The 26,271-nt window shown below is 49.4% G+C and carries 14 protein-coding genes; 9 read left to right on the top strand and 5 right to left on the bottom strand.

Annotation, left to right across the window (positions count from 1 at the left end; translation table 11 throughout):
- The first annotated feature begins 3 nt into the window (after nt 1–3).
- The 3 genes from licB to licTE are packed head-to-tail and all read left to right on the top strand — an operon-like array spanning nt 4 to nt 15,438.
- Nucleotides 4–10,767 carry a lichenysin non-ribosomal peptide synthetase LicB gene (gene licB, locus ACH97_RS05370; protein WP_057957819.1) on the top strand — a complete coding sequence of 3,588 codons (10,764 nt, stop codon included), beginning with the start codon at nt 4–6 and terminating at the stop codon, nt 10,765–10,767.
- Nucleotides 10,768–10,824: 57 nt separating this feature from the next.
- Entirely contained in the window at nt 10,825–14,667 is a 3,843-nt protein-coding gene (gene licC, locus ACH97_RS05365) for a lichenysin non-ribosomal peptide synthetase LicC (RefSeq protein WP_057957818.1), read from the top strand.
- Nucleotides 14,668–14,670: 3 nt separating this feature from the next.
- Complete coding sequence (gene licTE, locus ACH97_RS05360; RefSeq protein ID WP_020450108.1) at nt 14,671–15,438, top strand: lichenysin biosynthesis thioesterase LicTE; 768 nt, start codon at nt 14,671–14,673, stop codon at nt 15,436–15,438.
- Nucleotides 15,439–15,458: 20 nt separating this feature from the next.
- Here the strand turns inward: licTE and ACH97_RS05355 are convergent, their stop codons facing one another.
- On the bottom strand, nt 15,459–16,370 hold the full coding sequence (locus tag ACH97_RS05355) for a DMT family transporter (protein ID WP_020450109.1): 912 nt from the start codon (nt 16,368–16,370) through the stop codon (nt 15,459–15,461).
- 135 nt (nt 16,371–16,505) lie between these two features.
- Here ACH97_RS05355 and ACH97_RS05350 point away from each other — a divergent pair, with 135 nt between their 5' ends.
- Entirely contained in the window at nt 16,506–17,855 is a 1,350-nt protein-coding gene (locus ACH97_RS05350; RefSeq protein ID WP_020450110.1) for an aminotransferase-like domain-containing protein, read from the top strand.
- 11 nt (nt 17,856–17,866) lie between these two features.
- Here ACH97_RS05350 and ACH97_RS05345 read toward each other — a convergent pair whose 3' ends face one another.
- Nucleotides 17,867–18,547 carry a 4'-phosphopantetheinyl transferase family protein gene (locus ACH97_RS05345; RefSeq protein WP_020450111.1) on the bottom strand — a complete coding sequence of 227 codons (681 nt, stop codon included), beginning with the start codon at nt 18,545–18,547 and terminating at the stop codon, nt 17,867–17,869.
- A 70-nt stretch (nt 18,548–18,617) separates the two neighbouring features.
- On the opposite strand from ACH97_RS05345, the gene ACH97_RS05340 reads away from it, so the two are divergent.
- Nucleotides 18,618–19,433 carry an alpha/beta hydrolase gene (locus tag ACH97_RS05340; RefSeq protein ID WP_020450112.1) on the top strand — a complete coding sequence of 272 codons (816 nt, stop codon included), beginning with the start codon at nt 18,618–18,620 and terminating at the stop codon, nt 19,431–19,433.
- Nucleotides 19,434–19,473: 40 nt separating this feature from the next.
- The gene (locus ACH97_RS05335; protein ID WP_043054053.1) at nt 19,474–20,340 is read left to right on the top strand and encodes an AraC family transcriptional regulator; all 867 of its coding nucleotides are present in this window, start codon (nt 19,474–19,476) and stop codon (nt 20,338–20,340) included.
- A gap of 27 nt (nt 20,341–20,367) precedes the next feature.
- Here the strand turns inward: ACH97_RS05335 and ACH97_RS05330 are convergent, their stop codons facing one another.
- Nucleotides 20,368–21,030 (bottom strand): YczE/YyaS/YitT family protein, encoded by a 663-nt coding sequence (locus ACH97_RS05330; RefSeq protein ID WP_020450114.1) that lies wholly within the window; start codon nt 21,028–21,030, stop codon nt 20,368–20,370.
- 365 nt (nt 21,031–21,395) lie between these two features.
- Here ACH97_RS05330 and ACH97_RS05325 point away from each other — a divergent pair, with 365 nt between their 5' ends.
- Nucleotides 21,396–21,584, top strand: coding sequence for a hypothetical protein (locus ACH97_RS05325; RefSeq protein WP_020450116.1), 189 nt, complete (start codon nt 21,396–21,398; stop codon nt 21,582–21,584).
- 8 nt (nt 21,585–21,592) lie between these two features.
- On the opposite strand, the gene ACH97_RS05320 is transcribed toward ACH97_RS05325, so the two are convergent.
- The gene (locus tag ACH97_RS05320; RefSeq protein WP_020450117.1) at nt 21,593–21,841 is read right to left on the bottom strand and encodes a hypothetical protein; all 249 of its coding nucleotides are present in this window, start codon (nt 21,839–21,841) and stop codon (nt 21,593–21,595) included.
- A 237-nt stretch (nt 21,842–22,078) separates the two neighbouring features.
- Here ACH97_RS05320 and ACH97_RS05315 point away from each other — a divergent pair, with 237 nt between their 5' ends.
- Together ACH97_RS05315 and ACH97_RS05310 are read left to right on the top strand one after the other, a co-directional pair.
- Entirely contained in the window at nt 22,079–23,740 is a 1,662-nt protein-coding gene (locus ACH97_RS05315; protein ID WP_020450118.1) for a pyridoxal phosphate-dependent decarboxylase family protein, read from the top strand.
- 14 nt (nt 23,741–23,754) lie between these two features.
- The gene (locus tag ACH97_RS05310) at nt 23,755–25,479 is read left to right on the top strand and encodes a methyl-accepting chemotaxis protein (RefSeq protein ID WP_048350195.1); all 1,725 of its coding nucleotides are present in this window, start codon (nt 23,755–23,757) and stop codon (nt 25,477–25,479) included.
- Between the two features lie 39 nt (nt 25,480–25,518).
- On the opposite strand, the gene ACH97_RS05305 is transcribed toward ACH97_RS05310, so the two are convergent.
- Complete coding sequence (locus ACH97_RS05305; RefSeq protein WP_003178866.1) at nt 25,519–26,262, bottom strand: amino acid ABC transporter ATP-binding protein; 744 nt, start codon at nt 26,260–26,262, stop codon at nt 25,519–25,521.
- Nucleotides 26,263–26,271: the final 9 nt, after the last annotated feature.

Here is a 26,271-nt window from a genome sequence, read left to right as displayed (position 1 = left end):
CTTATGGGGAAACAAAAGATTCAAAAGGTGTATCCTTTGACACCGATGCAGGAAGGAATGCTGTACCACGCAATGCTTGATCCGGAATCTTCCTCTTACTTCACACAGCTGGAGCTATTCATAGACGGGGAATTTGATTTGGGGATCTTTGAAAAAAGCGTGAATCAGCTCGTGCGTTCATACGATATTCTCAGAACGGTTTTTGTTCACCAGCAATTGCAAAAACCGCGCCAGGTTGTCCTGGCTGAACGGCAGGCAATCGTGGAATTTGAGGATCTTGCCGACTTGGATGAGGAAAAGCAAAACAACCGGATTGACCGGTATAAACAAGAGGTACAGGCGGCCGGGTTTAATTTGGCGAAAGACATGCTGTTTAAAACAGCGGTCTTTCGACTTGACCGGAACAAGTACCGTCTCGTCTGGAGCAACCATCATATCGTGATGGACGGCTGGAGCATGGGGATATTAATGAAACGCCTTTTTCAAAACTATGAAGGGTTTCGAGCAAACCGGACGGTTCCGCTTGATCAGGGAAAACCGTATGCGGACTATATTAAATGGCTCGGCCGGCAGGATAAGGATGAAGCGGCATCCTACTGGGAACACCGCCTTTCGGGTTTAGAAAGTCCGAGCGTCATTCCCGGCGGCAAACCGCGGCCGGATTCAGAATCGTACCGGAACGAGGAGTTTACGTTTGTTTGGGACAAGAATATGGTGGATGCCCTTCAACAGGCGGCAAACCGCTGTCATGTCACAGCTCCCAACCTTTTTCAGGCGATTTGGGGAGCGGTTCTTGCCAAATATAACAGAACCGATGATGTGGTGTTCGGCACGGTTGTGTCCGGGCGCCCATCGGAAATTGACGGAATCGAGCATATGGCAGGGCTGTTCATCAACACGATCCCTGTCCGTTTAAAGGTCGATCAAAACGCATCGTTTGCCGAGCTGTTCAAACAAGCGCAGCAGCATGCGATTGACGCGGAGCGGTACGACTATCTCCCGCTCTATGAAATTCAAAAGCAATCGGCATTGGACGGCCGCTTGATCAGCCATCTTGTCGCGTTTGAGAACTATCCGCTTGATAAGGAGCTTGAAAACGGAACGATCCATGAGCGGCTCGGCTTTTCCATCAAGGCTGCCGAAGCTTTTGAACAAACGAATTACGACTTTAATTTGATCGTTTATCCGGGAGCGGAGTGGACGATTAAATTGAAATACAACGGCGCGGCTTTTGACGCGGCTTTCATTGAGCAGGCCGCCGGGCATTTAACGAGACTCGCAGAAGAGGCGATTGCAAATCCCGAATCAAAAGCAGTCAGCGCCGACATGTTATCAAAACAGGAGCAACAAACGCTGCTCGCTTTTAATCAAACAAAATCCGATTATCCAAGAGAAAAGACGATCCCGGTGCTGTTTGAAGAACAGGTTGAAGCGTCTCCTGACAAAACGGCTGTTGCCGCTGACGGAAGAAGCCTGACTTACCGCAGGCTGAATGAAAAAGCCAATCAGCTCGCGAGAAGCCTGAAAGCTAGAGGCTTGATGCACGGAAATGCCGCCGCCATTATGATGGAGCGGTCGCTTGAAGCAGCAGTCAGCATGCTGGCGGTGCTGAAAGCAGGCGGCGTGTACGTGCCGATCGATCCCGAATATCCTGAAGAGCGAATTCGCTTTTTGCTCGAAGACAGCGGGGCAAAGATCGTCCTTACAAAAGACAGTACGCAGATGTCGCTGGAAGGGTATGAGGTGCTCGCCGTAAATGCGATGGATGCAGAAAAAGAAGATGCCGCCAACCTTGAACATGTCAACAAGCCCGAAGACCTTGCCTATTACATTTATACATCCGGATCGACGGGCAAGCCGAAGGGTGTGATGGTCGAACACCGCAATATCGTCCGCCTTGTCAAAAATGCGGGCTACATCCCGCTGAAGAGCGGTGTGAAGATGGCGCAGACGGGGGCTGTCAGCTTTGACGCCAGTACATTTGAAGTATTCGGTGCGCTGCTAAACGGAGGGACCCTTTATCCCGTCCCGAAAGAGACGCTCCTTGATGGAAAACAGCTCAAAATGTTCCTGAAGGAAACCGGAATCACAACAATGTGGCTGACTTCGCCTCTTTTCAATCAGCTTGCTCAGCAGGATCCGGGAATGTTTGCAACCTTGAACGATCTGATTATCGGCGGAGATGCCCTTGTTCCTGGAATCGTCAACAGAGTCAAACGCGAATCACCGGAACTCTCGCTTTGGAACGGATACGGGCCTACCGAAAATACCACATTTTCGACCTGTTTTTTCATCGATCAAGCATATGAGAGAACGATCCCGATTGGAAAGCCGATCGGAAATTCAACCGCCTATATCGTTGATGAATACGGCTCGCTTCAGCCCATCGGTGTGCCCGGTGAGCTGTGTGTCGGCGGAGACGGGGTGGCGCGCGGCTACTTGAACCAGCCTGAGCTGACAGATGAAAAGTTTGTCGGCGATCCTTTTGCCGAAGGGAAGCGGATGTACCGCACGGGCGACTTGGCAAAATGGCTTCCCGACGGGAATATCGAATTCCTCGGCCGGATCGATCATCAAGTGAAGGTTCGCGGCTTCCGGATCGAATTAGGCGAGGTTGAAGCGGCTTTAGCCCGCCTTGAGGGAATTTCAGAAGCGGCCGCTGTCATTCGGGAAAACAACGCCGGAGAAAACGAGATTTGCGCCTATTACACTGGCGCGAGGCCGGCCGCGCAGCTGCGGACAGAGCTGTCCCGATCGCTTCCGGAGTATATGATTCCGGCCCATTTGATCGAACTTGAAAGCATGCCGCTGACAGCCAACGGAAAGGTTGACAAACGTCAGCTTCCTGCTCCTATCGCTGAAGAGACTCGCAGATTCGAAGCGCCAAAAAATGAAACGGAGGAAATTTTGGCGGCAATTTGGGAAGAGATTCTCGGCATCGAGCAGCCGGGAATCGATGACAACTTCTTTTCCATCGGCGGACACTCGTTGAAGGCGATGATGCTGACAGCCAAAATACAAGAGCAGCTCCAAAAAGAGGTGCCGATCAAAGTATTGTTTGAAAAACCGACGATCAGAGAGCTGGCCGAATTTCTTCAAGGGGAAACAAAAGAGGAAACCGCTCCGATTACGCCGGCACCGTCCCGTCCGAATTATCCGGTGTCGTCGGCCCAACGGCGCATGTACATCCTCAATCAGCTCGAAGAAGCAAGCACGAGCTACAATGTGCCGGCGGTTCTGCTTTTGGAAGGCGAATTGGATAAGGAGCGTTTGGAAGCCGCGTTTCGGGCTTTGATCGGCCGCCATGAAACATTGCGGACATCGTTCGAATTAATCGATGGAGAAATCGTTCAAATCATCCATCAAGACGCGGTTTTTCACCTGACGGAATCAGTGGCTGAAGAAGCGGAAGCCGAAGCGGCGATCAGAGAATTTATCCGGCCGTTTCAGCTGAATAAGGCGCCGCTCGTCCGGGCGGAGCTCGTTAAGCTTGAAGAAAAGCGCCATCTGCTGATGATCGACATGCACCATATTATTACGGACGGAAGCTCCACCGGCATATTGATTCGCGACCTGGCCGGATTCTACCACGGAGAAGAGGCGCCTGCCCCTAAGCTCCACTATAAAGATTTCGCTGTGTGGCAAAACGGGCCGGAGCATCAAGAGAAATTGAAAGAACAGGAACAGTATTGGCTCGACATTTTCAAAGGCGATCTGCCTGTTCTCGATCTGCCGCACGATTTTCCGCGGCCGTCAAAACGCAGCTTTGAAGGCGACCGTGTCGTCTTCGGAATCGATCAAAAACTGACGGCAGACATTCAAAAGCTGCTTTCTGAAGCTGATGCGACACTTTATATGTTCCTGTTGGCTGCGTTTAATATCCTGCTTTCCAAGTATGCGTCACAGGATGATTTGATCGTCGGATCGCCTGTGGCAGGCAGAACCCATCCGGATTTGCACAGTATTCCGGGCATGTTTGTCAATACGCTTGCGCTTCGCAATCGTCCCGAAGGGGAAAAAACGTTTAAGCAGTTTTTGCAGGAAGTCAAAGAGACAAGTCTTCAAAGCTTTGCCAAGCAGGACTATCCGCTTGAAGAACTGATTGAAAAACTGCCATTGCCGCGGGATACAAGCCGAAATCCGCTGTTCAGCGTCTTTTTCAACATGCAGAACATGGAGGTCCCGACGCTGAAACTCGGAGATTTACAGATTTCGTCTTACTCGGTGCGCCACCGCACGGCGAAGTTCGATCTGTCGCTTGAGGCTGTGGAGCATGATGGCGAAATCGGTTTGAGCTTTGACTATGCCGTATCCTTATTTAAAGAAGAAACGATTCGGCGCTGGAGCGGCCACTTCTTAAATGTGATTAAAAAAATCTGCGAAAACCCCGGCATTAAGCTCCGGGACATCGAACTGCTTTCAGTCAAAGAGCGCGCACTTTTGCTGGAAGAAGGGAGGCACAGTCGGGCAGAAAGCCTTGAGGAGCAGCCGTTTGATGTACGGTTTGAAGAGAAGGCGGACGAAATGCCTGATCAGCCGGCCGTTGTCTGCGGGGAAACGATCCTCACATACCGCATGCTCGACGAAAAAGCAAATCAGATCGCAAATGTGCTGCGCAGCGAAGGTGTCGGAAAAGACGATGTTGTCGGCATTATGTTGGAGCGCTCTGCAGAGGTCGCCGCAGCGATTCTCGGCGTGATGAAATCAGGAGGCGCTTTTTTGCCGATTGATCCGGAAATGCCGATGAGCAGGGTGCAATATATGCTGGAAGACAGCGGAGCCCGCTGGCTCTTAACAGAACCTTCCCATCAAGCGGAACTCGCGGATTGGTATACCGGGAGATTGATAGATGTCAGAAATGACACGCTGATGGCTAGTAATAAACGGCCGCATCCAATCATAGACGGAGCGAGTCTGGCGTACATCATCTACACATCCGGAACGACGGGCCGGCCAAAAGGCGTTCAGCTCGAACACCGGAATCTGGCAAACTATGTTTCCTGGTTTATCAGTGAGGCGCACTTGTCATCTTCGGATAAAACGATGCTTTTGTCTTCCTATGCGTTCGATCTCGGATACACGAGCTTTTTCCCGGTGCTGCTTGCCGGAGGAGAGCTGCATATCGTCCCGAAAGAAACGTATACAGAACCGGAGGCATTTACTCATTATATCGGTGAACAAGGGATCACATATATTAAGCTGACACCGTCGCTTTTCCATACGGTCGTTCAGCCGCAAAGCTTCGCTTTGGCAAAGGGGCTTCAGTCATTGAGACTGATTGTACTAGGGGGAGAAAAAATCAATCCGAAAGATGTGGCGCGGTTCCATTCCCGCTATCCGAACACCAGATTCATCAATCATTACGGTCCGACGGAAACGACGATCGGAGCCATCGCTAAACCGGTCGAGCCGGACATGATCGGACAATTGGCCGAGCGTCCGACGATTGGACGGCCGATTTCGGGCGCCGGGGCACTGGTATTGGACGCCTCCCGCCGGCTTGTTCCCGCCGGAGCGGCAGGCGAGCTGTATATAACGGGAAGCGGGCTTGCGAGAGGATATGTGAACAACCGGGAACTCACGGCTGCGAAGTTTATCGAAAATCCTTACACACCGGGCACATTCATGTACCGGACAGGGGATCTCGTCCGCCGTCTTCCGAATGGAGAGATTGAATTTTTGGGGCGGACGGATGATCAGGTGAAAATCCGCGGCTACAGAATCGAATTGAAAGAAATCGAAGAAGCCTTTATCGGACTTGATGATATAGAGCGAGCGGTCGTTCTTTCCTTTACGACTGACTCGGGGTTAGACGAACTGTGCGCTTATATTCAAGCGAAACGACAGCTGCCGGTTTCCGAACTGAGAGAGCGTCTTTCCGAGCGGCTGCCGTCGTACATGATCCCGTCATACTTCGTAACAGTGGATAAAATGCCGCTTTCGGCAAACGGAAAAGTGGACCGCAGTGCGCTCCCGGAGCCGCAAAGTCTAAACGGACGAAGCGATTCGTATAGAGCGCCGTCAACCGAAATTGAAAAAGCCCTCTGCGGCATTTGGGAAGAGGTGCTTGGCGTTCGGAAGGTCGGACTTGACGATAATTTCTTCGATCTTGGCGGACATTCATTAAAAGGAATGATGCTGACAGCGGAAATCCAATCCAGGCTCGGAAAAAAAGTACCGTTAAAAACGTTGTTCGATTGTCCGACCGCCGGCTTGCTCGCCCGCAGTATTGAAGCATCAGAAGGACAGTCACAACAAAGCGCGATTCAGCCTGCCGAAAAACGAGACTGGTATCCGGTTTCATCCGCTCAGCAACGGATGTATGCCCTCCATCATTTTGAAAAGAACGGAACGGGCTACAACATGCCGTCTGTCCTCATGATGGAAGGCGTGCTTGATACGGACCGTTTAAGACGGGCGTTCGCCGACTTGGTGAACCGCCATGAATCATTGCGAACCGCATTTGTTGAAATCGATGGCCGTACCGTTCAAATTGTCCATGAAAAAGCGGACATTGACTTAAAGGTTATTCATATTCGTGAAGAGGACGCAGAAGCGGAAATCAACCGCTTTATCAGACCGTTTGATCTCAGCACCGCCCCGCTGATCAGAGCTGAGCTGCTTTCCATCAGCTCTACGCGCCATCTGCTTTTGATTGATACACATCATATTATTGCGGACGGCGTTTCCAGAAGCCTTTTCGTCAAAGAAATCGCACAGCTTTATAAAGGCACTTCGCTCCCTGAGCCGAAGCTGCACTACAAGGATTATGCGGTGTGGCAGCAAGAATATGACCAGCAAGAAAACATTCGGAAACAGGAAGATTTCTGGCTCCGTCAGTTTAAGGAAAGCGTGCCGGAACTCAGCCTTCCGCTCGACTTCCCGCGTCTTCCTGTCCAAAGCTTTGCTGGTGACCGTGTTCACTTTAAAGCATCAAAAGACGTTGCCCTTAAAATCCGCCGTTTGACCGCGGAAACAAACACGACGCTGAATATTGTGATGCTCGCCGTTTTTAACCTGTTTTTAAGCCGTCTATCCGGTCAAAACGATATTGTCGTCGGTACAGCGGCAGCGGGCCGAACGAATACTGATTTGAAAGACATGCCGGGAATGTTCGTCAATTCGTTGGCGCTGAAAAACCATGTGCCTGGTCAAGCATCATTCAGCGAGTTTTTGGAAGAGGTGAAAAACAACAGCCTCGCAGCCCTCGACCATCAGGACTATCCGTTTGAAGAGCTGATCGCCAAGCTTGATTTGCCGCGCGATATGAGCCGGAATCCGATGTTCAATGTCATGCTGACAACGGAAGATCCTGATAAAGAGACGCTCGATTTAGACGGTCTGACAATCAAGTCGTACGAGATTTCACATGCTGCTGCCAAGTTCGACCTGACACTTGGGGCTTTTGAAAAAGATCATGAAATTGGTCTTCAGTTCGAATATGCAACAGATTTGTTTACGAAACAAACGATCGAGCGCTGGAGCGGATATTTGCTTAATCTGCTCGAAGCGGTTGCCGAAAATCCGGATGCCTGCCTGTCAGAGCTTTCACTTCTGGATGAAGCGGAAAAACGGCGGATCGTTCAAAATTGGAATGAGACGAAGCTTGATGTGCCGGAGGACAAAACGGTCCATGAGCTGTTCGAAGCGCAAGTCCTCCGCACGCCTGACCGCGGGGCAGCGGTGTACAACGGCGTGGAGTGGACATACAAAGAGCTGAACGCGCGCGCGAACCGCCTGGCCCGGCTGCTGATCGAAAAAGGGGCCCGCCCTGAACAGCGGGTCGGAATCATGGTCAAGCCTTCGCTCGAAATGGCCGCTGGCGTGCTCGCAATTTTAAAAGCGGGAGCGGCCTATGTGCCGATCGATCCTAGTTATCCGGCCGAGCGGATCGGTTACGTGCTGAAAGACAGCGGCGCAGAGCTGCTTCTGACGCAAAGCGGATTAACGGTGCCCGACACATTTACCGGAGACGTGATCGATTTAAATGGAGAAGCTTCCATTCTGGACGGCGAGCTTTATCCAGAGGATGACATCAATCCAAACGTGGAAGCTCAGCCTGACAACCTGGCCTACTTGATCTACACCTCGGGTACGACCGGCCAGCCGAAAGGCGTCATGGTCGAACATCAGTCTCTTGTAAACTTGTGCTATTGGCATAACGATACATTCACGGTCACCGAAGAGGACAAAAGCGCGAAATACGCTGGCTTCGGCTTTGACGCTTCCGTCTGGGAGATATTCCCGTACTGGATCGCCGGAGCGGAGCTTCACATCATCGATGAATCAATCCGGATGGATATGACGCGCTTAAATCAATACTTTGAAGAGAACAAAATAACGATCACGTTCCTGCCGACACAGCTGTGCGAACAGTTCATGGAGCTCGATAACCAGTCGCTGCGCGTGCTGCTTACGGGCGGAGACAAGCTGAAACGGATCTCAAAACGCTCCTACACGCTCGTCAACAACTACGGACCAACGGAAAACACAGTCGTCGCGACGAGCGCGGCGATCGATCCTGATGAAGGAATGCTTTCAATCGGAAAGCCGATCGCCAATACGCGGGCGTATGTGCTTGGGCAAAACAACGAAGTCCAGCCTGTCGGCGTCGCGGGGGAGCTGTGCATCGCCGGCCGCGGGCTTGCGCGCGGCTATTTGAACAAGCCGGAGGAAACGGCGAAGCGTTTTACGGAAGACCCGTTTGTGCCGGGCGAGCGCATGTACCGGACGGGGGACGCGGTCAAATGGCTGGAAGACGGGCGGCTTGAGTACATCGGCCGGATCGACCAGCAGGTGAAAATCCGCGGCTTCCGGATCGAGCTTTCTGAAATCGAAGTCCAGCTCGCGCGGCTCTCTGAAGTGCAGGAAGCCGTCGTCACCGACATCGAAGATGCCAACGGCAACAAAGCGCTGTGCGGCTATGTCGTTGCGAATGAACAGCTTGATACAGAAATCATCGCCCGTAAGCTGGCGCAGACGCTCCCGGACTATATGGTACCGTCATTCTGGGTGCAGCTTGATGAGCTTCCGGTTACGGCGAACGGAAAAGTCGACCGAAGGGCGCTGCCTCAGCCTGACGTCGAAGCGCAGACAGCCGAATACAAAGCACCGCATACAGAAACGGAACAGCTGTTGGCGGACATTTGGCAGGAGGTTCTCGGTATAGACCGAATCGGGATCACAGACAATTTCTTCGCGCTCGGGGGAGACTCGATCAAAGGAATTCAAATGGCAAGCCGGCTTCAGCAGCACGGGTGGAAGCTGGAGATGAAGGACTTGTTTCAGCACCCGACGATCGGAGAGATCAGTTCGTATATTGAATGGGCAGACGCTAAACCGATCGATCAAGGCCCAGTCGAGGGCGAAGTCACACTGACGCCGATCCAGCGCTGGTTCTTTGAGCGCAAATTTACGAACGAGCATCACTGGAATCAGTCGGTTATGCTTCACGCGCCTTCAGGGTTTGACCCGGAGCTCGTCGAACAGACATTGGCGGCATTGACAGAGCATCATGATGCCTTGCGCATGGTGTATCAAAAGAAAAACGGCCGCCTCATTCAATATAACCGCAGGCCGGGCGACCGTTCGTTTACCTTTCGAGTGGTTGACCTTCGATATGTCACCGACATTAAAACGGAAATCACCGCCCAGGCAAACCGTCTCCAGGCAAGCCTTGATCTCGAAAACGGACCGCTTGTAAAGGCTGAACAGTATCAAACTGCGGAAGGCGACCATTTGCTGATCGTCATTCACCATTTGGTGATCGACGGCGTGTCATGGCGGATTCTGCTGGAAGACTTTGCATCAGGCTATTCGCAAGCCGCACAGCAGCATGACATTGTCTTCCCTGACAAAACCAATTCGTTTAAAGATTGGGCAAAAGATCTTGAGGCATATGCGCAAACTGAACGCTTTCTTAAAACGGCCGATTATTGGCGCAGACTTGAACAAGAGCATATTTGCGAGCTGCCGAAAGATCGGGCTGCCGCAGAAAGAAAAGCGGAAAACACTTCTGCTGTTACGTTTGAATTAAGCGAAGCGGAGACGCGTCTGCTGCTGACGAAAGTGCATGAGCCGTATGGAACGGATATCAACGACATCCTGCTTTCCGCCCTCAGCCTGACGATCAGAGAATGGACGAACGGCTCCAATATTTGCATCAATATGGAAGGACACGGCAGGGAGGAAATCATTCCAGGGATGAATATTTCGAGAACGGCGGGATGGTTTACCGCGCAATATCCGGTTATTTTAAAAAGCGAAGCAGCGGCAGAATTTCCTGAGACCATTAAAAACGTCAAAGAAACCCTTCGGCGCATTCCTGACAAAGGAATCGGCTACGGCATTCTTCGCTACTTAACAGACCGGAAAAAAGCCGGTGCCGATTTTTCGATCAAGCCTGACATCAGCTTTAACTACCTCGGGCAGATCGACAGGGAGGTGCAGACCGAATTCTTCGGACCTTCTTCTTATGATATGGGCAGACAGGTTTCTGAAAGGTCTGAAGCACTCTATGCGCTGAGCTTCAGCGGCATCATCAGCAAGGAAAGATTCATCTTGTCATGTTCATTCAATACAGAGGAATATGACAGACAGACCGTACAAGGGCTGATGGACAGATTCAAAGCTTCCCTAACGGCATTGATCGACCATTGTACAGCTAAAGAGGAGCGCGAATTTACACCGAGTGATTTTTCTGCCGGCGATCTTGAGATGGAAGAAATGGGCGACCTGTTTGACGTTCTTGAAGAAAACTTGAAATAAACACCGAGGACTTGCCCGCTTGTTAAGCGGGCGAGCCTATGAAAGGGGGATACGATCTTGAGCCAGTTCAAAAAAGAACATGTCCAGGACATATACTATTTGTCGCCGATGCAGGAAGGGATGCTGTTTCATACGCTGCTGCATCCGGGGCAAGGCTTTTATATTGAACAAATCAGCATGCAGGTGAAAGGCTCTTTTCAAAAAGATATATTGGAAAAAAGCATGAATGTCATCATCGATAGGTATGATATATTCCGAACCGTTTTCGTTCACGAAAAAATGAAACGTCCGGTTCAAGTCGTTTTAAAGGAAAGGTCGTTTCAGGCAGAAGAAATTGATCTATCAGGACTTTCTGAAGCAGACCAAAATGAGAGAATCGAAGATTATAAACGAAAAGATAAAGAAAAAGGGTTTAACCTCTCAAAAGACATTCCGATGAGAACCGCGGTTTTTAAAAAGGGACAGGACCGTTACGAATGGGTGTGGAGCTATCATCATATTCTTCTGGACGGATGGTGCTTCGGCATTGTCGTACAGGAACTGTTTGAAGTGTACAACGCGCTCCGCGAAAACAGGCCATACAGCCTCGGGCCCGTCAAACCTTACAAAGACTATATTAAATGGCTTGAAAGTCAGGATAAACAAAGATCGCTGGCTTACTGGGAACATCATTTAGACGGATTCGAAGGGCAGACGACGTTCAGCGAACAGCGGAAAAAACCGGAGCAAGCCGGCAATCAGCCGGAAGAACTCCTGTTTACCCTTCCAAAAGAAGATACAGAAGCGTTCACACAGCTTGCAAAAGCGCATCATACCACGTTGAGCACGGCTCTTCAGGCGGTCTGGTCGGTGCTGCTCAGCCGCTATCAGCGATCCCGCGATCTGATCTTCGGTACAGTTGTGTCAGGCCGCCCCGCTGACATTCAAGGTGTCGAGCACATGGTCGGTTTGTTTATCAATGTCGTCCCGAAACGGGTGACCTTTGGCGCGCAAACGACCTTTACAGAGCTGGTCGCTGATTTGCAGAAGCAGGCGCTCGAAGCTGAGCCGCATCAATATGTGCCGCTCTATGATATTCAAAGTCATATCGCAGCGCCGAACTTGATCGACCACATTATCGTTTTTGAAAATTATCCGCTGCAAGAAGCCAACAAACAGCAGGAAGAAAAAAATCTCGGCTTCACAATGGACGATATCACCGTTTTCGAAAAATCGAATTATGATCTGAATTTGCTTGCTTCACCGGGTGAAGAAATGCTGCTGAAACTCGCATACAACCGGAATGTCTTCGAACCATCTTTCATCTTGCAGCTAAAAGAACAGCTATTGACAGCTATTCGCGAGATCGTCAGAAATCCGGAGCAGCCGCTTAACGACATTTGTGTCGTTTCCACAAAGGAAAAAGAGCGCCTTCTCCATGAATTTAACGGTCAACTCCAACGGAAGCAAACCGGGCTGACGATCCCGCAATGGTTTGAGCAATCTGCTGAAGCGCTCCCGGAACAGCCCGCGGTATTAGCGGCCGGGCGGACGCTGACATATCGGGAATTGAACGAACAGGCGAACAAGGTCGCACATGTTTTGCGCAAAAACAACGTCGGCCGCGGCGAACCTGTCGCTCTTTTGTTCCGCCGTTCCCCGGAAATGGTCATCGCGATACTCGCCGTCTTAAAAGCAGGGGGCGCCTATCTGCCGATTGACCCGGAATATCCTGAAGCGCGCATACAGTATATGCTGGAGGACAGCGGGGCTGTTTGCATGCTGACACAAGAAGAGTTTGCCGGCCGGGCGGCATCGCTTTCTAAGAATACGATCTTGATCGACGATCCGGCGGTGTCTGCAGAAAGCGGGCGAAACCTTGAAATTGCCGCCGGGCCGGACGACCTTGCTTATATCATGTATACGTCAGGCACAACGGGAAAACCGAAAGGCAATTTAACGACACATGCCAATATTACAAGAGTTGTAAAAGAGACAAACTACATCAGTCTTTCCGAGAAAGACACCTTGCTGTCCCTTTCAAACTACGCGTTTGACGGCTTCACATTTGATATGTACGGCGCGCTTTTAAACGGAGCAAAGCTGGTAGTGGCCGATCAGGCGACGATCCTCCATATCGGCAAGCTGACAGAAACGATTCAGAAGGAAAACATCACGGTCATGTTTGTGACAACGGCGCTGTTCAACCTCCTGGTCGATGCGGGAACAGAGTGGATGACAGGGATTCGCAAAGTTCTGTTCGGCGGAGAGCGCTCATCTGTCAGCCATGTCAAGAAAGCACTTGCCGCCATGGGGCCGGACAGAATCATCCATGTATACGGGCCGACGGAAACGACCGTCTTTGCGACGTTCTATCCGGTCAACCGCATCGAGGACAGCGCGGTTTCTATTCCGATCGGCAAGCCGATAAACGAAACCAATGCATACATTCTGACGGAAAATAACCGGCTTCAACCGATTGGAGCGGTGGGTGAATTGTGTCTAGGCGGTACAGGGGTATCGCGCGGCTATTTGAACAGGCCGGAACTGACTGCGGAAAAATTCGCGCCGCATCCGTTTAACAGCGGTGAAACGATGTACAGGACAGGGGATCTGGCCCGCTGGCTGCCGGACGGCAATATCGACTTCATCGGCCGGATCGATGATCAAGTGAAAATCCGCGGCCACCGAATTGAGCTCGGTGAAATCGAAGAGGAGCTGATGCGCTGTCAAGGCGTAAAGGAAGCCGTTGTAATCGCCAAGAAAAGAGGGAATGGGGATGCGGCGCTCACCGCCTATGTCGTCCCGGTGCGGGGAGCTGTGGTTTCGAACGAGGAGGTTCGCCGCCAACTGGCTCGGAATCTCCCGGCTTACATGGTGCCGGATGCATATATCATGCTTGAAGAGCTGCCGCTCACCGCAAACGGAAAAGTCAACCGCCGCCTTCTTCCTGAAGCAGATGGCCGGCCGAATCCAACAGAGCACCGTGCACCTCGCAATATGACGGAAGAAAAGCTTGCGATCATTTGGTCTGAGGTTCTCGGCAGACAGCAGATTGGAATAGACGAGAACTTTTTTGAAATCGGGGGACATTCATTGAAAGCTATGGCTGTCACCTCCCGGATGCTGAAAGACCTCGCCATCGATGTTCCGGTGAATGTGTTGTTTGAAATGCCCACAATCGAGGGCCTCGCGGCTTATATCGACCAGGGCGGACATGCGGATGACGTGAAAAAAACCGTCTTCAATCAGGAAAGCACCCGCCATTTGTTCGCATTCCCACCTGTCCTCGGCTATGGCATCGTGTACGGCAAACTGGCCGAACAAATGCCGGAATATAAGATTCATGCGTTTGACTTTATAGAAAGCGATGACCGCGCCGTGCGCTACGCAGAAGCCATCTCCGGCCTTCAGCCAGAAGGGCCGCTGACATTGATCGGCTATTCGGCCGGCTGCGGACTCGCCTTTGAAGTGGCGCAAACACTCGAAAAGAACGGGCGGAAAGTCGAAAAGCTGCTGATGATCGATTCATATATGAAGAACGGTGTCAGCGATTTAGAAGGGCGGTCAATTGAAGCTGATACAGCTGCTCTGATGGAAGCCAACAAGGACAATGAATATATGAAAATCAAGACGGTTGCCGATGGCATCGCCAAAAAGATGGCAGCCTATTATTCTTACTTTGTTAACCTTGTCCATCAAGGAACGGTCAGCTGCGAGATTCACTTGATCAAATCAGAGCACGCGAAACCGCTCCCGGAATGGCTTTCGACGTGGAAAGAAGGAACGGAGTCTTCTTATGATGAATATCAAGGTGCTGGAAGACATGATGAAATGCTCGCGGACGTCTTTGTCAAAACCAATGCAGATCTGATCAGACAGATTTTGGGCGAACGTGCCGCTGTAATCGGGGGTGCATGATAAATGAACGAGATCATTAAGCAGTTTGGAGCGCCGGCAGGCGGCACGCAGTTGATCTGTTTCCCGTTTGCCGGGGGATATTCGGCATCATTCGGACCGCTTTATGAACATTTAAAAGCAGATTTTGAAGTACTGGCCATCGAACCGCCTGGACACGGAACAAATCGAATGGCGTTTGTCGACAATTTGGAAGAACTCGTCGATCTGTATATAGCGGCGCTCAAGCCGAGGCTCTCCGCTCCATTCGTACTGTTCGGCCACAGCATGGGCGGGATGGTTGTTTACAGGTTGACGCAAAAGCTTGAACAAGAAGGCATCTTTCCGGCAGCTGCGGTGATTTCAGCGATTCAGCCGCCTCATATTCAGCGGCAAAAAGTGTCTCACAAAAATGATGACGCATTTCTCGACCATCTCATCCAGCTTGGCGGAATACCCCAACAACTGAAAGATAACAGGGAAGTCATGAACTTTTTCCTGCCGTCATTCAGAGCGGACTACAGAGCGCTTGAGACGTTCTGCCATACGGATCATACGCCGCTCATGTCGCCTGTTCATATCCTGAACGGAGATCGCGATGAGAAATGCATGAAGGATGCGCATGGCTGGAAAAAGTGGGCGCGTACGATCGATTTCCACTATTTCAAAGGCGGCCATATGTATCTTTTAGCAAAAACGGAACAAGTAGCCGCGAAGATCAAAACGATTGCCGCGGCCAGCCGCAAGGAGGCCCCGCCCGGCAATATAAAGAAAAACGGAAAATCGGTGTGTTGAAACAGCCGATTTTCCGTTTTTTAGCCTTTTTTCAGCCGACTTTCCGGCCTGACCATCGTCGCTCCGATCAGTCCGGCAATAATCATCCCCGTTCCTGCGAAGTGAAACCATTCAAGTGATTCTCCCAGCCATATGATCCCAGCCAAAATCGTCACCAGTGTCGCCAGATGATTAAACATGCTGATTTTCGCAGCTTCTATTTTTGAGAGAGCATAATTAGATAAAAATGATGTCGCAAACGATGACAACACGCCCAAATACAAAACCGAAAGAATAAACACCGGATCAGTGAAGGGAGCAAAAAATCCGCTCAGCGTGCCGTCTGCCATGTGACTGATCCCGGCGATGCCGTTGAAAAAGAGAAATCCCGCACCAGTGGTCACATATGTTAATTCAAGCGAATTGAAGGTGCGTGTCATCTTTCTCGCGAGCACACTGTAGCCCGCCGATGAAAGCGCCGAAAGCAAAATCAGCGCCGCCCCTCTCAAATCGGAGCTTCCGGTGCCTGCGCTTTTCATCATAAAGATGCAGGCCACCCCCGCCGCTGACAAGACGGTGAAAAAGAATTGCCGCTTCGTAAACCGTTCATTTAAAAAATAAGCGGCGAATATCATCGTAAAGATCGGGATCGCCGCTTGAATGATGCCGGCTTCAGACGAAGACGTGTAGACGAGCCCAAACACTTGAAAAGCAAAAAACATGACAGGATAAAATAAAGCTAAAGGCAGTACCTTCAGCGCATCTTTCATGCTGATGCCAATCTTTACCCATCCAAGCAGAAGGGGAAAAAGCGCGGCCAAAAAAGCGACCGTAAAGCGATGGGCCAGAATATCGACCGGATTCGCTGCAGTGAGAGCCAATTTGACAAAGAAAAAAGAAAACCCAATGATAAAAGCATAGAGCAAAGCTGCCGCATAAGCAGATTTGTTCAAAGTCGATCATCTCCGTTAAAGTATGCATGCAATACAGATATTTTACCGGCTTCTGTCATCTTATACGGAAGCGAAATCTGATACAATACAAAAAAACGGAATCTGTACCGTTACAGATTGGCGAAGGAGACGAACATGCACAAATATGTAGCGCTGATGAACGAATTGGAGGATATGATCGAAGACAAATCCTTTCAGGAAGGGGACAGGCTGCCGTCCATCCGCGAGCTGTCCGTACGCTTCAAAGTAAGCAAAAGCACGGTCATCAGGGCGTTTAGCGAGCTGGAGAGACAGCACCTCATCTACTCAGTGCCGAAAAGCGGCTATTACGTCGTGAAAAAAACGAATCAGCGACCAAATCCCGGAAAGGCTGTGATCGATTTCTCAGCATCTGCTCCTGATCCTGATGTCTTTCCATACATCGATTTTCAGCATTGCATCAATAAAGCCATTGACACATACAAAAACGATCTGTTTATCTATGGGACGCCGAAAGGTCTTCCGTCATTAATCGAGGCCATACAAAAAGAGCTTGCCAACGGCCAGGTGTTTGCGAAAGAGGAACACATTTTTATTACATCAGGCGTGCAGCAGGCCCTCGCTCTGCTCGCTTCAATGCCTTTTCCCAACCGGAAGCGGAAAATTCTGATCGAACAGCCGAGCTATCATTTACTGATTCAATACCTTGAAGTTCACGGCATACCCGCAATCGGCATCGAGAGAACCGCTGAGGGCATCGATATGGACGAGCTGGAGCAAATTTTCCAAACCGAAGACATCAAATTCTTTTATACGATGCCGAGATTCCACAATCCGCTCGGGACTTCCTATACGGAACGGGAAAAAATGGCCATCGTCAAGCTGGCGGAAAAGTATGACGTCTATATCGCCGAGGATGATTTTTTAGGAGATTTGGAGAATCATAAAAAGGCGGACCCGTTACATTATTATGACGTTTCTTCACACGTCATTTATTTGAAAAGTTTCTCCAAGATTATTTTTCCGGGTCTGCGGGTCGGAGCCGCTGTGCTGCCCGATTCTCTGACAGATGTGTTCAACCGGTACAAACAGCTGCTCGACATTGACAGTTCCATGCTGTCTCAGGCCGCTTTGGAGATCTATTTGAAGAGCGGGATGTTTGAAAAGCATAAGCAAAAGATCCGTTCTTCCTATCAAAAAAGATCATGCCTTCTGCATGATCTGCTAAAAGAATGTGCCGCGTCACTGGGGGATGTGCTTGAATTCCATCCACACGGCCATCCGGCCATCCACACCCACATCGAATTGGACCGGACGATCCCGGCGTCCCGTCTGATCAAAAGCTTACAAAAACGGAACGTCCTGCTCGAACCGGTAAACGCTCATTATATGTCGGCCTTTCCAAAAAGAAATCTATTAAAAATCAATACGTCCAATGTAAAGGAAGACGACATCCGCCGCGGCATCGACCGCTTGCGGCAAGCGGTGGAAACCGCTTATTTTTAGAGCGGAACTTTTTAAAGCGTTGACAGTTCAGCGCAGCTTTTCATCACAATGCGGTCTGGAAATTCAGGTGCGGCGGAACACACCGCCATTTTATAGCCTGGGTCAATTTCATAGGCTTGGATATAGCAAGGCGGATAGCCTGGGGGAGTTTCCACCGAAGCGCGTCCTTGTTCGTTCAGTTTGACGGAGAAGGAATCAAGCGGCAGAGACAGGCCTTTTCCCGCCTGTTTGATAAAGCTTTCTTTCATCGTCCACAAATGATAGAAATACGACAGGCGCTCTGAGTCGTCCTTTTCCATGAGATCATGGTGCTCTGAAGGAGAAAAAAACCGCTCGGCAATGTCGAAATTGATCGGCTTGATTTTTTCGACATCCACTCCGATCGGCTTGGTGCCAGCTCCGCACACGATCCAGTTTCCGGAGTGGGAAATGTTGAAATGAAAGTCGTTCAGACCTTCAGCAGCCGGTTTGCCGTACCTTCCTTCCGTAAAACGGATCTGATCGTTCGGTAAATGAAACGTTTCACTGATGATGTGCCTCGCCAGCACTTCCCCGATCAGCGTCCTGCTGGCATCTTCGGGATATCTGTATCTGCCCACTTTTTTGCGCTTTTCTTCAGAGACCATGGCCATCATTCGGTTAAATTGGCCGGCTTCCGGCAGCTGATCCATATAAACGGCGTAAATCTTCATCAAATGCAACCTCTTCACATGATATTTTTTCTGCTTTCATTTTAGCAAACAGGCAGCAGGAAAGATAGGCATGATACCTGTGCAGAATGGAGTGATGAACATGATAGACGGAACATTGATAAAAGATACATACTTCGGGAGGGAGCTTTTGATCTATCTTCCTCCTTCATACGGAAGCAGTAATAACCGCTATCCCGTCCTATACGTACACGATCTGGGCGATTTGTTCGATCCGGCACACAGCGGCAGTTTGCCCTCAATCGAAAAGCTGTTTTCGAATCAGGAAGTGCCGGAATTGCTGCTGGTCGGAGTGGCTCCGAAAGACAGGGAAAGCGAATACACGCCTTTTCCCAAACCGCATTTGCTGCCGAATAAACGGGCGTACGGCGGGAAGGGCAACGAATATGCCGCTTTTTTGGCCAATCGGCTTAAGCCCTATATCGACAGGCGCTACCGAACAAATCCAAGCCGTGAACATACAGGAATCATCGGAAAGTCGTTCGGCGGATTGATCTCGGTTTACACGGCGTATTTAGCATCTAAGACATTTGGGAAAATCGGATCTTTGTCAGGGTCTTTCTGGTTTGAAGGAATGACCGAGTTTATGAAGAATAACCGCTTTGAAAATGAGCATCTGCGCATTTATATGGATGTTGGAAGCATGGAAGGAGCAGACAGGGATAATCTGCAGAAGGAGATGATACCGAGGACGAAGGAAGCCTTCAGCCTGTTAACCGAAAGCGCCGCCTTCGAAAAAGAACTGAAGTTTGTCATTGATGAAGGAGGCTCACATCGGCTTGAGAGGTTTGCGAAGCGTTTTCCGGAAGCCGTCAAATGGCTGTTCGGCTCCTGTCACAACAACGCACGGAATGACCGGAATTTCTGATTGGCATGAAGTATCGTTGTAAATGAGAGGAGCGGAAACAATGGACATTCTGAATCGTTTGGCTGAAAGCATCGATTATATTGAAAAGCATTTGGATCAGCCGCTGAAACACGAAGAAATCGCCCAAATCGCATACTGTTCGAAATTTCATTATCAGCGGATGTTCTACATGCTGACGGGTGTTACCCTTGCCGATTACATTCGGAAAAGAAGGCTGACAGTCGCCGCGCAGGAGCTGGCTGCTTCACATATAAAAGTGGTTGATGCTGCTTTTAAATACGGCTACAACACACCGGAATCATTTTCAAAGGCATTCAGCCGCCTTCACGGTATCAGCCCTTCACAGGCCCGTGAAAAAGGCAGGACGCTCAGGGCATTTCCGCGTCTATCCTTTCATATTCAAATAAAGGGAGTGGAGGATATGAATTACAAGATTGTTGAAAAAGAACCGTTTCAGGTGATCGGCAAAGCGTTGGAGGTTACGGTGAAGGATGATCAAAACAAAAAGGACATTCCGGCTTTTTGGAACGAATTAAATCACAACGGCTTTACCGATTCTTTAAAGCCGGATATCGGCCCGCTCGGCTTCCTTGGCGTCTGCATGGATTTTAATGATCAAGCTGATACGTTCCATTATGTCATCGGGGTCGAAAAAACATCCGCTGACACGCCTGCCGGCTGTGTCGAGAAACCGATTCCCGCCGCAACTTGGGCCGTATTTGAAGCCGTCGGCCCCGTCAATTCGGCTGTTCAAGCCACATGGGAAAGGATCTTCTCAGAATGGTTTCCGGCGACAGGCTATGAATTGGCAAACGCTCCGCAATTTGAATCCTATCCTAAGGACGGGAATATTATGGCGCAAGACCATATCACCGAAATTTGGATACCGGTGGTAAAACAGAAATAATCTGAACGAGAAAAACGGATGAAACGCTCATCCGTTTTTTTTCAGCGACATATGTACAGGCTTGGCAGCTCTGATGCGCCTTCCTGTCATAGCTGTTTTTAAAAGCTGTTTGGACTGAGGCAAAGAAAACCGCAAAATCAGGCCTGTTAAAATGGCGGTTAAAACAGTGCCGATGCCGATCGGCCCGCCGAGCAGCCAGCCGATCAGTAAAATCGTCAGCTCCATTCCGTTGCGGACCCACTGAACGTTCCAGCCCGTTTTCTCGGAAATCAAAAGCATCAGGGAGTCGCGCGGACCCGCACCAAGATCTGCCGACACATAAATGCCGACTCCATAACCGATAAAAATGACGCCGATCACGAATACGACAGTGCTTGAAATATACGTTTCCGGGTCTGGAAGAATATAAGTAAAGAAATCTATAAAAATACCGATTAACAGCATATTAAGCACGGCGCCGATTTTCGGCCATGCTTTTGTAAATAAGGACGTTAAACCTACGATAACCGCCCCGACAATAATCGCCCATTGGCCGACTGTAAGGCCCAAAAGCATATACAACCCGTAGTGAAATGCATCCCAAGGACCGATGCCGAGCACTTTCCCTTCAATCGTAAGAGAAACCCCAAAAGACAAAACAATCAATCCGACAAAATAAAAAAGCCAGCGCAAAACAAGTTCCCGCTTCAATGGATTCCCCTCTTTTCAAAAAAACAATCGATTGTCATTGTATCACATTCTTCAGAACGGATAAATGCGGATTTCGGAATGCGGCTCTTCAATTTACATAATTATTATTATATTCCAATTGATGAAAATGATGTATGATAGCTGTAGAGATACATTTTCCATTGTGGAGGGGAGAAATTCAGAGTCTGATAAGGGTCCTGGACCCTTTTGTTTCTTTCGAGGAAGCATCATCTGCCAGTTCTATTCGACAGAGCCAATGGGCGAACCGAGCGCTTGGGCCGTTCTTGTAGGCTGGCTCTTTGCTGTCATTGCGGTTCAGCAGTTTGCAGGGAAAAAACAGCAGATGTTATGAAAAAAGGAGGGGAATGGCGTTGATTTTTTTAGTAAGGCTGATCTGTCTTTCCGTTTTAGCCTGTCTCGCACTGTTGCTTATATTGAACTATGCACCTTTTCTGGCGATGCCCGTTTGGATTGCTTTGATCATTGCCTTGATCGTCTGTCTGTATCTTGCCTTTAAAGAGGAAACGAAGGAATGGAGAAGACGAAAGCACTAAGTTTTTCTTCAGCGTTTTTTCTTGAATGAAAGAACATTTGCCAAAACGAAATAGATGATGGCCGTCCCGGACACAAACAAAAAAAATTCTTTCCACTCTCTTGCCGTCATGTATACAAAGCGGCAGATCTCGAGATGTTCATCCAAGTAAAAAGCCTGGGTATATGCGCTGACTATCATGCCGGTAAAGACGAATAGGCCGACCATATTGAGCAGCATTCTCATACTGAATGTTTTTTTCTCATTTTCTTGTTTCATTTTAAAGAAATCCTTTCCAATATGAATTTATCATTCTATTGTACGGAAATAGCGCTCAAATGTTTCGAAAACTTCTTAATATATCGTTAAGAAGTTTTTTTATTTAAAAGAAAATGTAAAAGATTAAACAATTTCATGAACTTTTTGAGCGAAGGCCTAAAAATATAGGAATATTATACCGATATGGCAAGTGAAAACTTTTTCCGAAATATTAAAGACAAGGCAGGAGAGAAAATCATGCAGCAACGCAATACACCAGATGTACAGAAATGGTTTCCGAGCGAGGACGGAAATGAAGCGAAAAGACATGAATTCCTATCATTGATTGAACAGCTGATCGAGGGAGTGGACGAGCTGAAAAATCCAGATCAGGTCAACCTTGGCGGCGAGAAGAACCGTGAGGGCTTCTTTTATGAAAAGCTGGTCGCAGAGAGCCGGATTCCGCACGAAGGTGCGCCGATGAAAGAGGTCAACGAAGAGCTGTTGAAGCTGTTGCACGGCCATCCGTATCATACCAAATACTTTTTCACAAACATTCTGCCGATGGCGAGCATCCCGGGGATATTAGGCATGCTTACGGCGTTCATGGTCAATGGGAACAACCTGTGGGATGTGTACGGTCCAGCCGGAGCGGAGGCGGAAGTGAAAGTTACGGCGATGATGTCAAAGCTTGCGGGGTATGATGCCGAAACAAGCGGAGGCTACACGACGTGGGGAGGACAAGGTGCGGTATACAGCGGCCTCAGAATCGCGATTGCCAAAATGGCGCCGTCATCGCTGAAAGAAGGGGTTCCCGGCAATTTCTACGCGTTTTGTTCTGAAGCGGCTCATTACAGCTTGTATAAGTCAATGGAAGCCGCAGGACTCGGGAGCGATCATTTAATTAAAGTCAAAACAAATCTCGACCATTCCATGGATACGGAAGATTTGCGGGCGAAGCTTAGACAAGTCTGCGAAGCCGGGGGGATTCCCGTTTATATCGTAGCTACAACAGGAACGACAGATGCGATCGGCATCGATGATGTGAGCGCTGTCCGCCGTGCGGCTGAAGAAACGGCGAAAAGCTTCGGGCTGCCGGTTCCGCATATCCACGCCGATTCCGCCCTGGGAGGATTTTTTGCCTTTTTTAATGAGTACGATCTGAATGAGAACGCTTTATCCTTCAGTCCCGGTGTTCTCAGCATGATCAAGCCGATTCAGGAAAAAATGAGGCATCTGCACGCAGCCGATTCGCTTTGTTTTGATTTTCAGAAGCTCGGACAGACGCCTTATGTGACGAGCCTGTTTCTTGTGAAAGATCGCAATGACTTAAAACGGATCGATCTGGATCCTGATGAGACGCCGTATGTCGGCCACCGCGGCTATGGGGACTACCATACGGGCTACACGCTGGAATGTTCGCGCATGGCCAGTTCGATCAGTATGTACAGCGCGTTGATGGCATTTGGCTATGAAGGCTATCAAAAGCTGCTCGGACAGTTTCTTGAAGTCAACCTGCATTTTAGGGAACAGCTTTCTCAGCAGATTCCGGAGGCCGATATTGTGAACCCGGACAACTTCGGCATGTCTACGCTGTTTCGCATTTATCCTGAAGGTGCCCCTAGATTTGAAGACGAAATTTCGGGAGCATGCACCATTCAAGAGCTGGAAAGAAACAATGCACTCACTGAAAAACTATTTGAAAAGCTCGGAACAAAAAGGGACAAGATGTTTTTTGGCGATACGAAAAAGCACTTGCTTGTGAAATCCTGTGAAGGGACTGAGATACCGCTTTGCGTCAGCAAATTTTTCGTCATTTCTCCGTATACCATGCCTGAACATGTCCCGGGAATTATCGATTATTTAAAAGAAAATATTGAGGAAGTCTGCCGGGAGCATGGATCTCTCATGACAAATTAAAGGGGATATAGACGATGAAAACGTTGAAGAAAAAGCTAACAGAACACATTTCAGTCAAAATTATGATTGGCGTCGCCTTAGTGCTTTTAATCACGATCGCATCATTTTCAGCTGTGTTTACTTATATCAGCAAAGACTTGTCAGAGCAGCTGAGACAGCAGTTCCAAAACCGTCTTTATACCGATATTCATCTTGCTGAAAACCAAATCAAACGTCTGGACGGGAATCCGCTTGAAATCGATTCTGCGGACAATCCGCTTTACAAGCAGACAAAAATGGCTGTGGACAACCTGAAAAAGAAAAACAATCTTGAAAATATCTATATCCTTTCCAATGAGGGCGGGAAGGAGCGGATTCTCGTGCTGTCGGATACGTCCGATGATTTCGGCACGGATTACAGTTTTTCTCCTGAAATGAAAGAAGCCTTAACGACAAACAAAGAGACGGTAAGCGACGTGTATGAGGATGAATACGGCATTCACCAGTCAATTTTTCAGCCGCTTGAGAACAGCTCCGGCGAAAAGGTGGGAATTTTGGGGATCGATCTTGATGCTTCCGTGATTCCGGCGACAGCTGCAAAAGCGAAGTGGTATACAATTGCGATCGCAGCATTTGTCTTGCTGCTCGGAATGGCCATGGCCTATTTTCTCGGTTCTTTTATCGCGAAGCCGATCAGGCAGCTGATGAAGGCATCAGAAAAAATTGCCGACGGCGATCTGTCGGCCGACATTTCTGTCAAGAGCCGTGATGAAGCCGGAAAGCTTGCCGAATCGTTCAAGCGGATGAGCGAAAATTTACAACAATTGATTGGACAAATTTCAGCTTCCTCTGAAGAGGTATCCAAGACGAGTCTCCAGCTGAAAAATGTATCGGCTGAATCGAGCGAAAGCGCGGCCCAGGTGGCTGAATCGATGAACAGCATGAGCGAGGGGATCAACGAAGTGGTCTCGTCCGTTTCGGATTGCCACACATCGGCTGCCGAAATCGATCATCAGCTTACACACGTCACAGAAGAAGTGAACGAGATGAAGAATGTTGCCGAAGGCGTCAGCAAGGATTCCAAGACCGGACAGGAGCTTGTCGAAGAAACATTGCGGCAGACCCAGACGATTAAAAACGTGATGGAAGAGTCCAAACAAGCAGCAGCAGAGATGCAAAACCATACCGAAGAAATTGAAAAAGTCATCGGAATGATTTCCTCTATTGCCGAACAGACGAATTTGCTGGCGCTCAATGCTTCAATTGAAGCCGCCCGGGTCGGTGAAGAAGGCCAGGGCTTTGCTGTTGTAGCGGGAGAAGTCAGAAAGCTTTCTGAACGCTCGGCAGATGCCGCTTTATCCGTTTCCCAGCTTGTGGCGGGCACGCAGGAGAGCAGCCGGCTTGTCATGGAACGCATTCAGGAAGGAAACGCAGCGGTTGACAAAGGGCAAATATTAATCAATGGCACTTACGAGAACTTTTCAGGAATTTTTAAAGGGATCTCTCAATTTGCCGAACGGACCGATCAATTGCTTCAGTCTTTGTTAAAAGTCGAAAAATCGTATCAAAACATTTCGGCTGCGATGGAACAGATTTCCGCCGTTACCGAAGAGCAGGCGGCAGGTTCTGAGGAAGTCGCGGCAGCAGCGGAGCAGCAAAGCGCCGGCATGCAGGAAATCGCATCGGCCATTCAGCAGCTCTCCGCTTTGTCGGAAGAATTGAATCAAGCGTCATCCAAGTTTAAACTGGCCGCAGAATAAAAAAGAACAGCCTGATCCAGAGAGATCAGGCTGTTTTGTTTATACAGGATTCAAAATCCGGTTTAAAAACTGTTTTGTTCGTTCTTCCTTAGGGGCTGAGAAAATTTGTTCAGGCGGACCCTGTTCGACGATGACGCCGCCGTCGATAAAGACGACTTCGTCTGCGACATCCTGCGCGAATTTGATTTCGTGGGTGACGACAACCATCGTCCAGCCCTCATTTGCAAGGTCTTTCATGACTTTCAGCACTTCACCGACCAGCTCGGGGTCAAGCGCCGATGTGGGCTCGTCAAAAAGCATCAGTTCTGGCTTGATGGCCAGAGCACGGGCGATCCCGACGCGCTGCTGCTGTCCCCCGGAAAGCTGGAATGGATAAAGGTCCATTTTGTCTTCTAGGCCGACCTTTTGCAGAAGCTGAACGGCTTCCTTTTTGACTTCTTCTTTATTGCGCTTTTGCACTTTTACCGGCCCTTCCATCACATTTTCAAGCACGGTGCGGTGCGGGAACAGGTGATAGGCCTGAAACACCATTCCCGACTTTCTCCGCAGTCGAAGGAGGTCAGCCGGTTTATTTTTCTTGGAAAAATCGATGGTAAAATCGTCAAAAGAAAGAATGCCGCGGTTCGGAATTTCCAAAGCGTTCAGGCAGCGAAGCAGCGTCGTCTTGCCGGAACCGGAAGGCCCTAAGATGGCGATCACTTTTCCTTTTTCGATGTTCAGGTCGATTTTTTTTAAGATCTCGTTTTCGCCGAAGGATTTATTCAGCCCTTTGATCGCAAGCATTGTCTATTT

It is taken from the genome of Bacillus paralicheniformis (genome assembly GCF_001042485.2).
Taxonomy (GTDB): Bacteria; Bacillota; Bacilli; order Bacillales; family Bacillaceae; genus Bacillus; species Bacillus paralicheniformis.
This window is presented reverse-complemented; position numbering and strand designations above follow the sequence as displayed.

What these genes read in the sequence shown, in the direction of transcription:
- licB (WP_057957819.1), top strand. Translation starts at nt 4, where the DNA reads ATGGGGAAACAAAAGATTCAAAAGGTGTATCCTTTGACACCGATGCAG.
- licTE (WP_020450108.1), top strand. Translation starts at nt 14,671, where the DNA reads ATGAACGAGATCATTAAGCAGTTTGGAGCGCCGGCAGGCGGCACGCAG.
- ACH97_RS05350 (WP_020450110.1), top strand. Translation starts at nt 16,506, where the DNA reads ATGCACAAATATGTAGCGCTGATGAACGAATTGGAGGATATGATCGAA.
- ACH97_RS05345 (WP_020450111.1), bottom strand. Translation starts at nt 18,547, where the DNA reads ATGAAGATTTACGCCGTTTATATGGATCAGCTGCCGGAAGCCGGCCAA.
- ACH97_RS05340 (WP_020450112.1), top strand. Translation starts at nt 18,618, where the DNA reads ATGATACCTGTGCAGAATGGAGTGATGAACATGATAGACGGAACATTG.
- ACH97_RS05335 (WP_043054053.1), top strand. Translation starts at nt 19,474, where the DNA reads ATGGACATTCTGAATCGTTTGGCTGAAAGCATCGATTATATTGAAAAG.
- ACH97_RS05325 (WP_020450116.1), top strand. Translation starts at nt 21,396, where the DNA reads ATGGCGTTGATTTTTTTAGTAAGGCTGATCTGTCTTTCCGTTTTAGCC.
- ACH97_RS05320 (WP_020450117.1), bottom strand. Translation starts at nt 21,841, where the DNA reads ATGAAACAAGAAAATGAGAAAAAAACATTCAGTATGAGAATGCTGCTC.
- ACH97_RS05315 (WP_020450118.1), top strand. Translation starts at nt 22,079, where the DNA reads ATGCAGCAACGCAATACACCAGATGTACAGAAATGGTTTCCGAGCGAG.
- ACH97_RS05310 (WP_048350195.1), top strand. Translation starts at nt 23,755, where the DNA reads ATGAAAACGTTGAAGAAAAAGCTAACAGAACACATTTCAGTCAAAATT.
- ACH97_RS05305 (WP_003178866.1), bottom strand. Translation starts at nt 26,262, where the DNA reads ATGCTTGCGATCAAAGGGCTGAATAAATCCTTCGGCGAAAACGAGATC.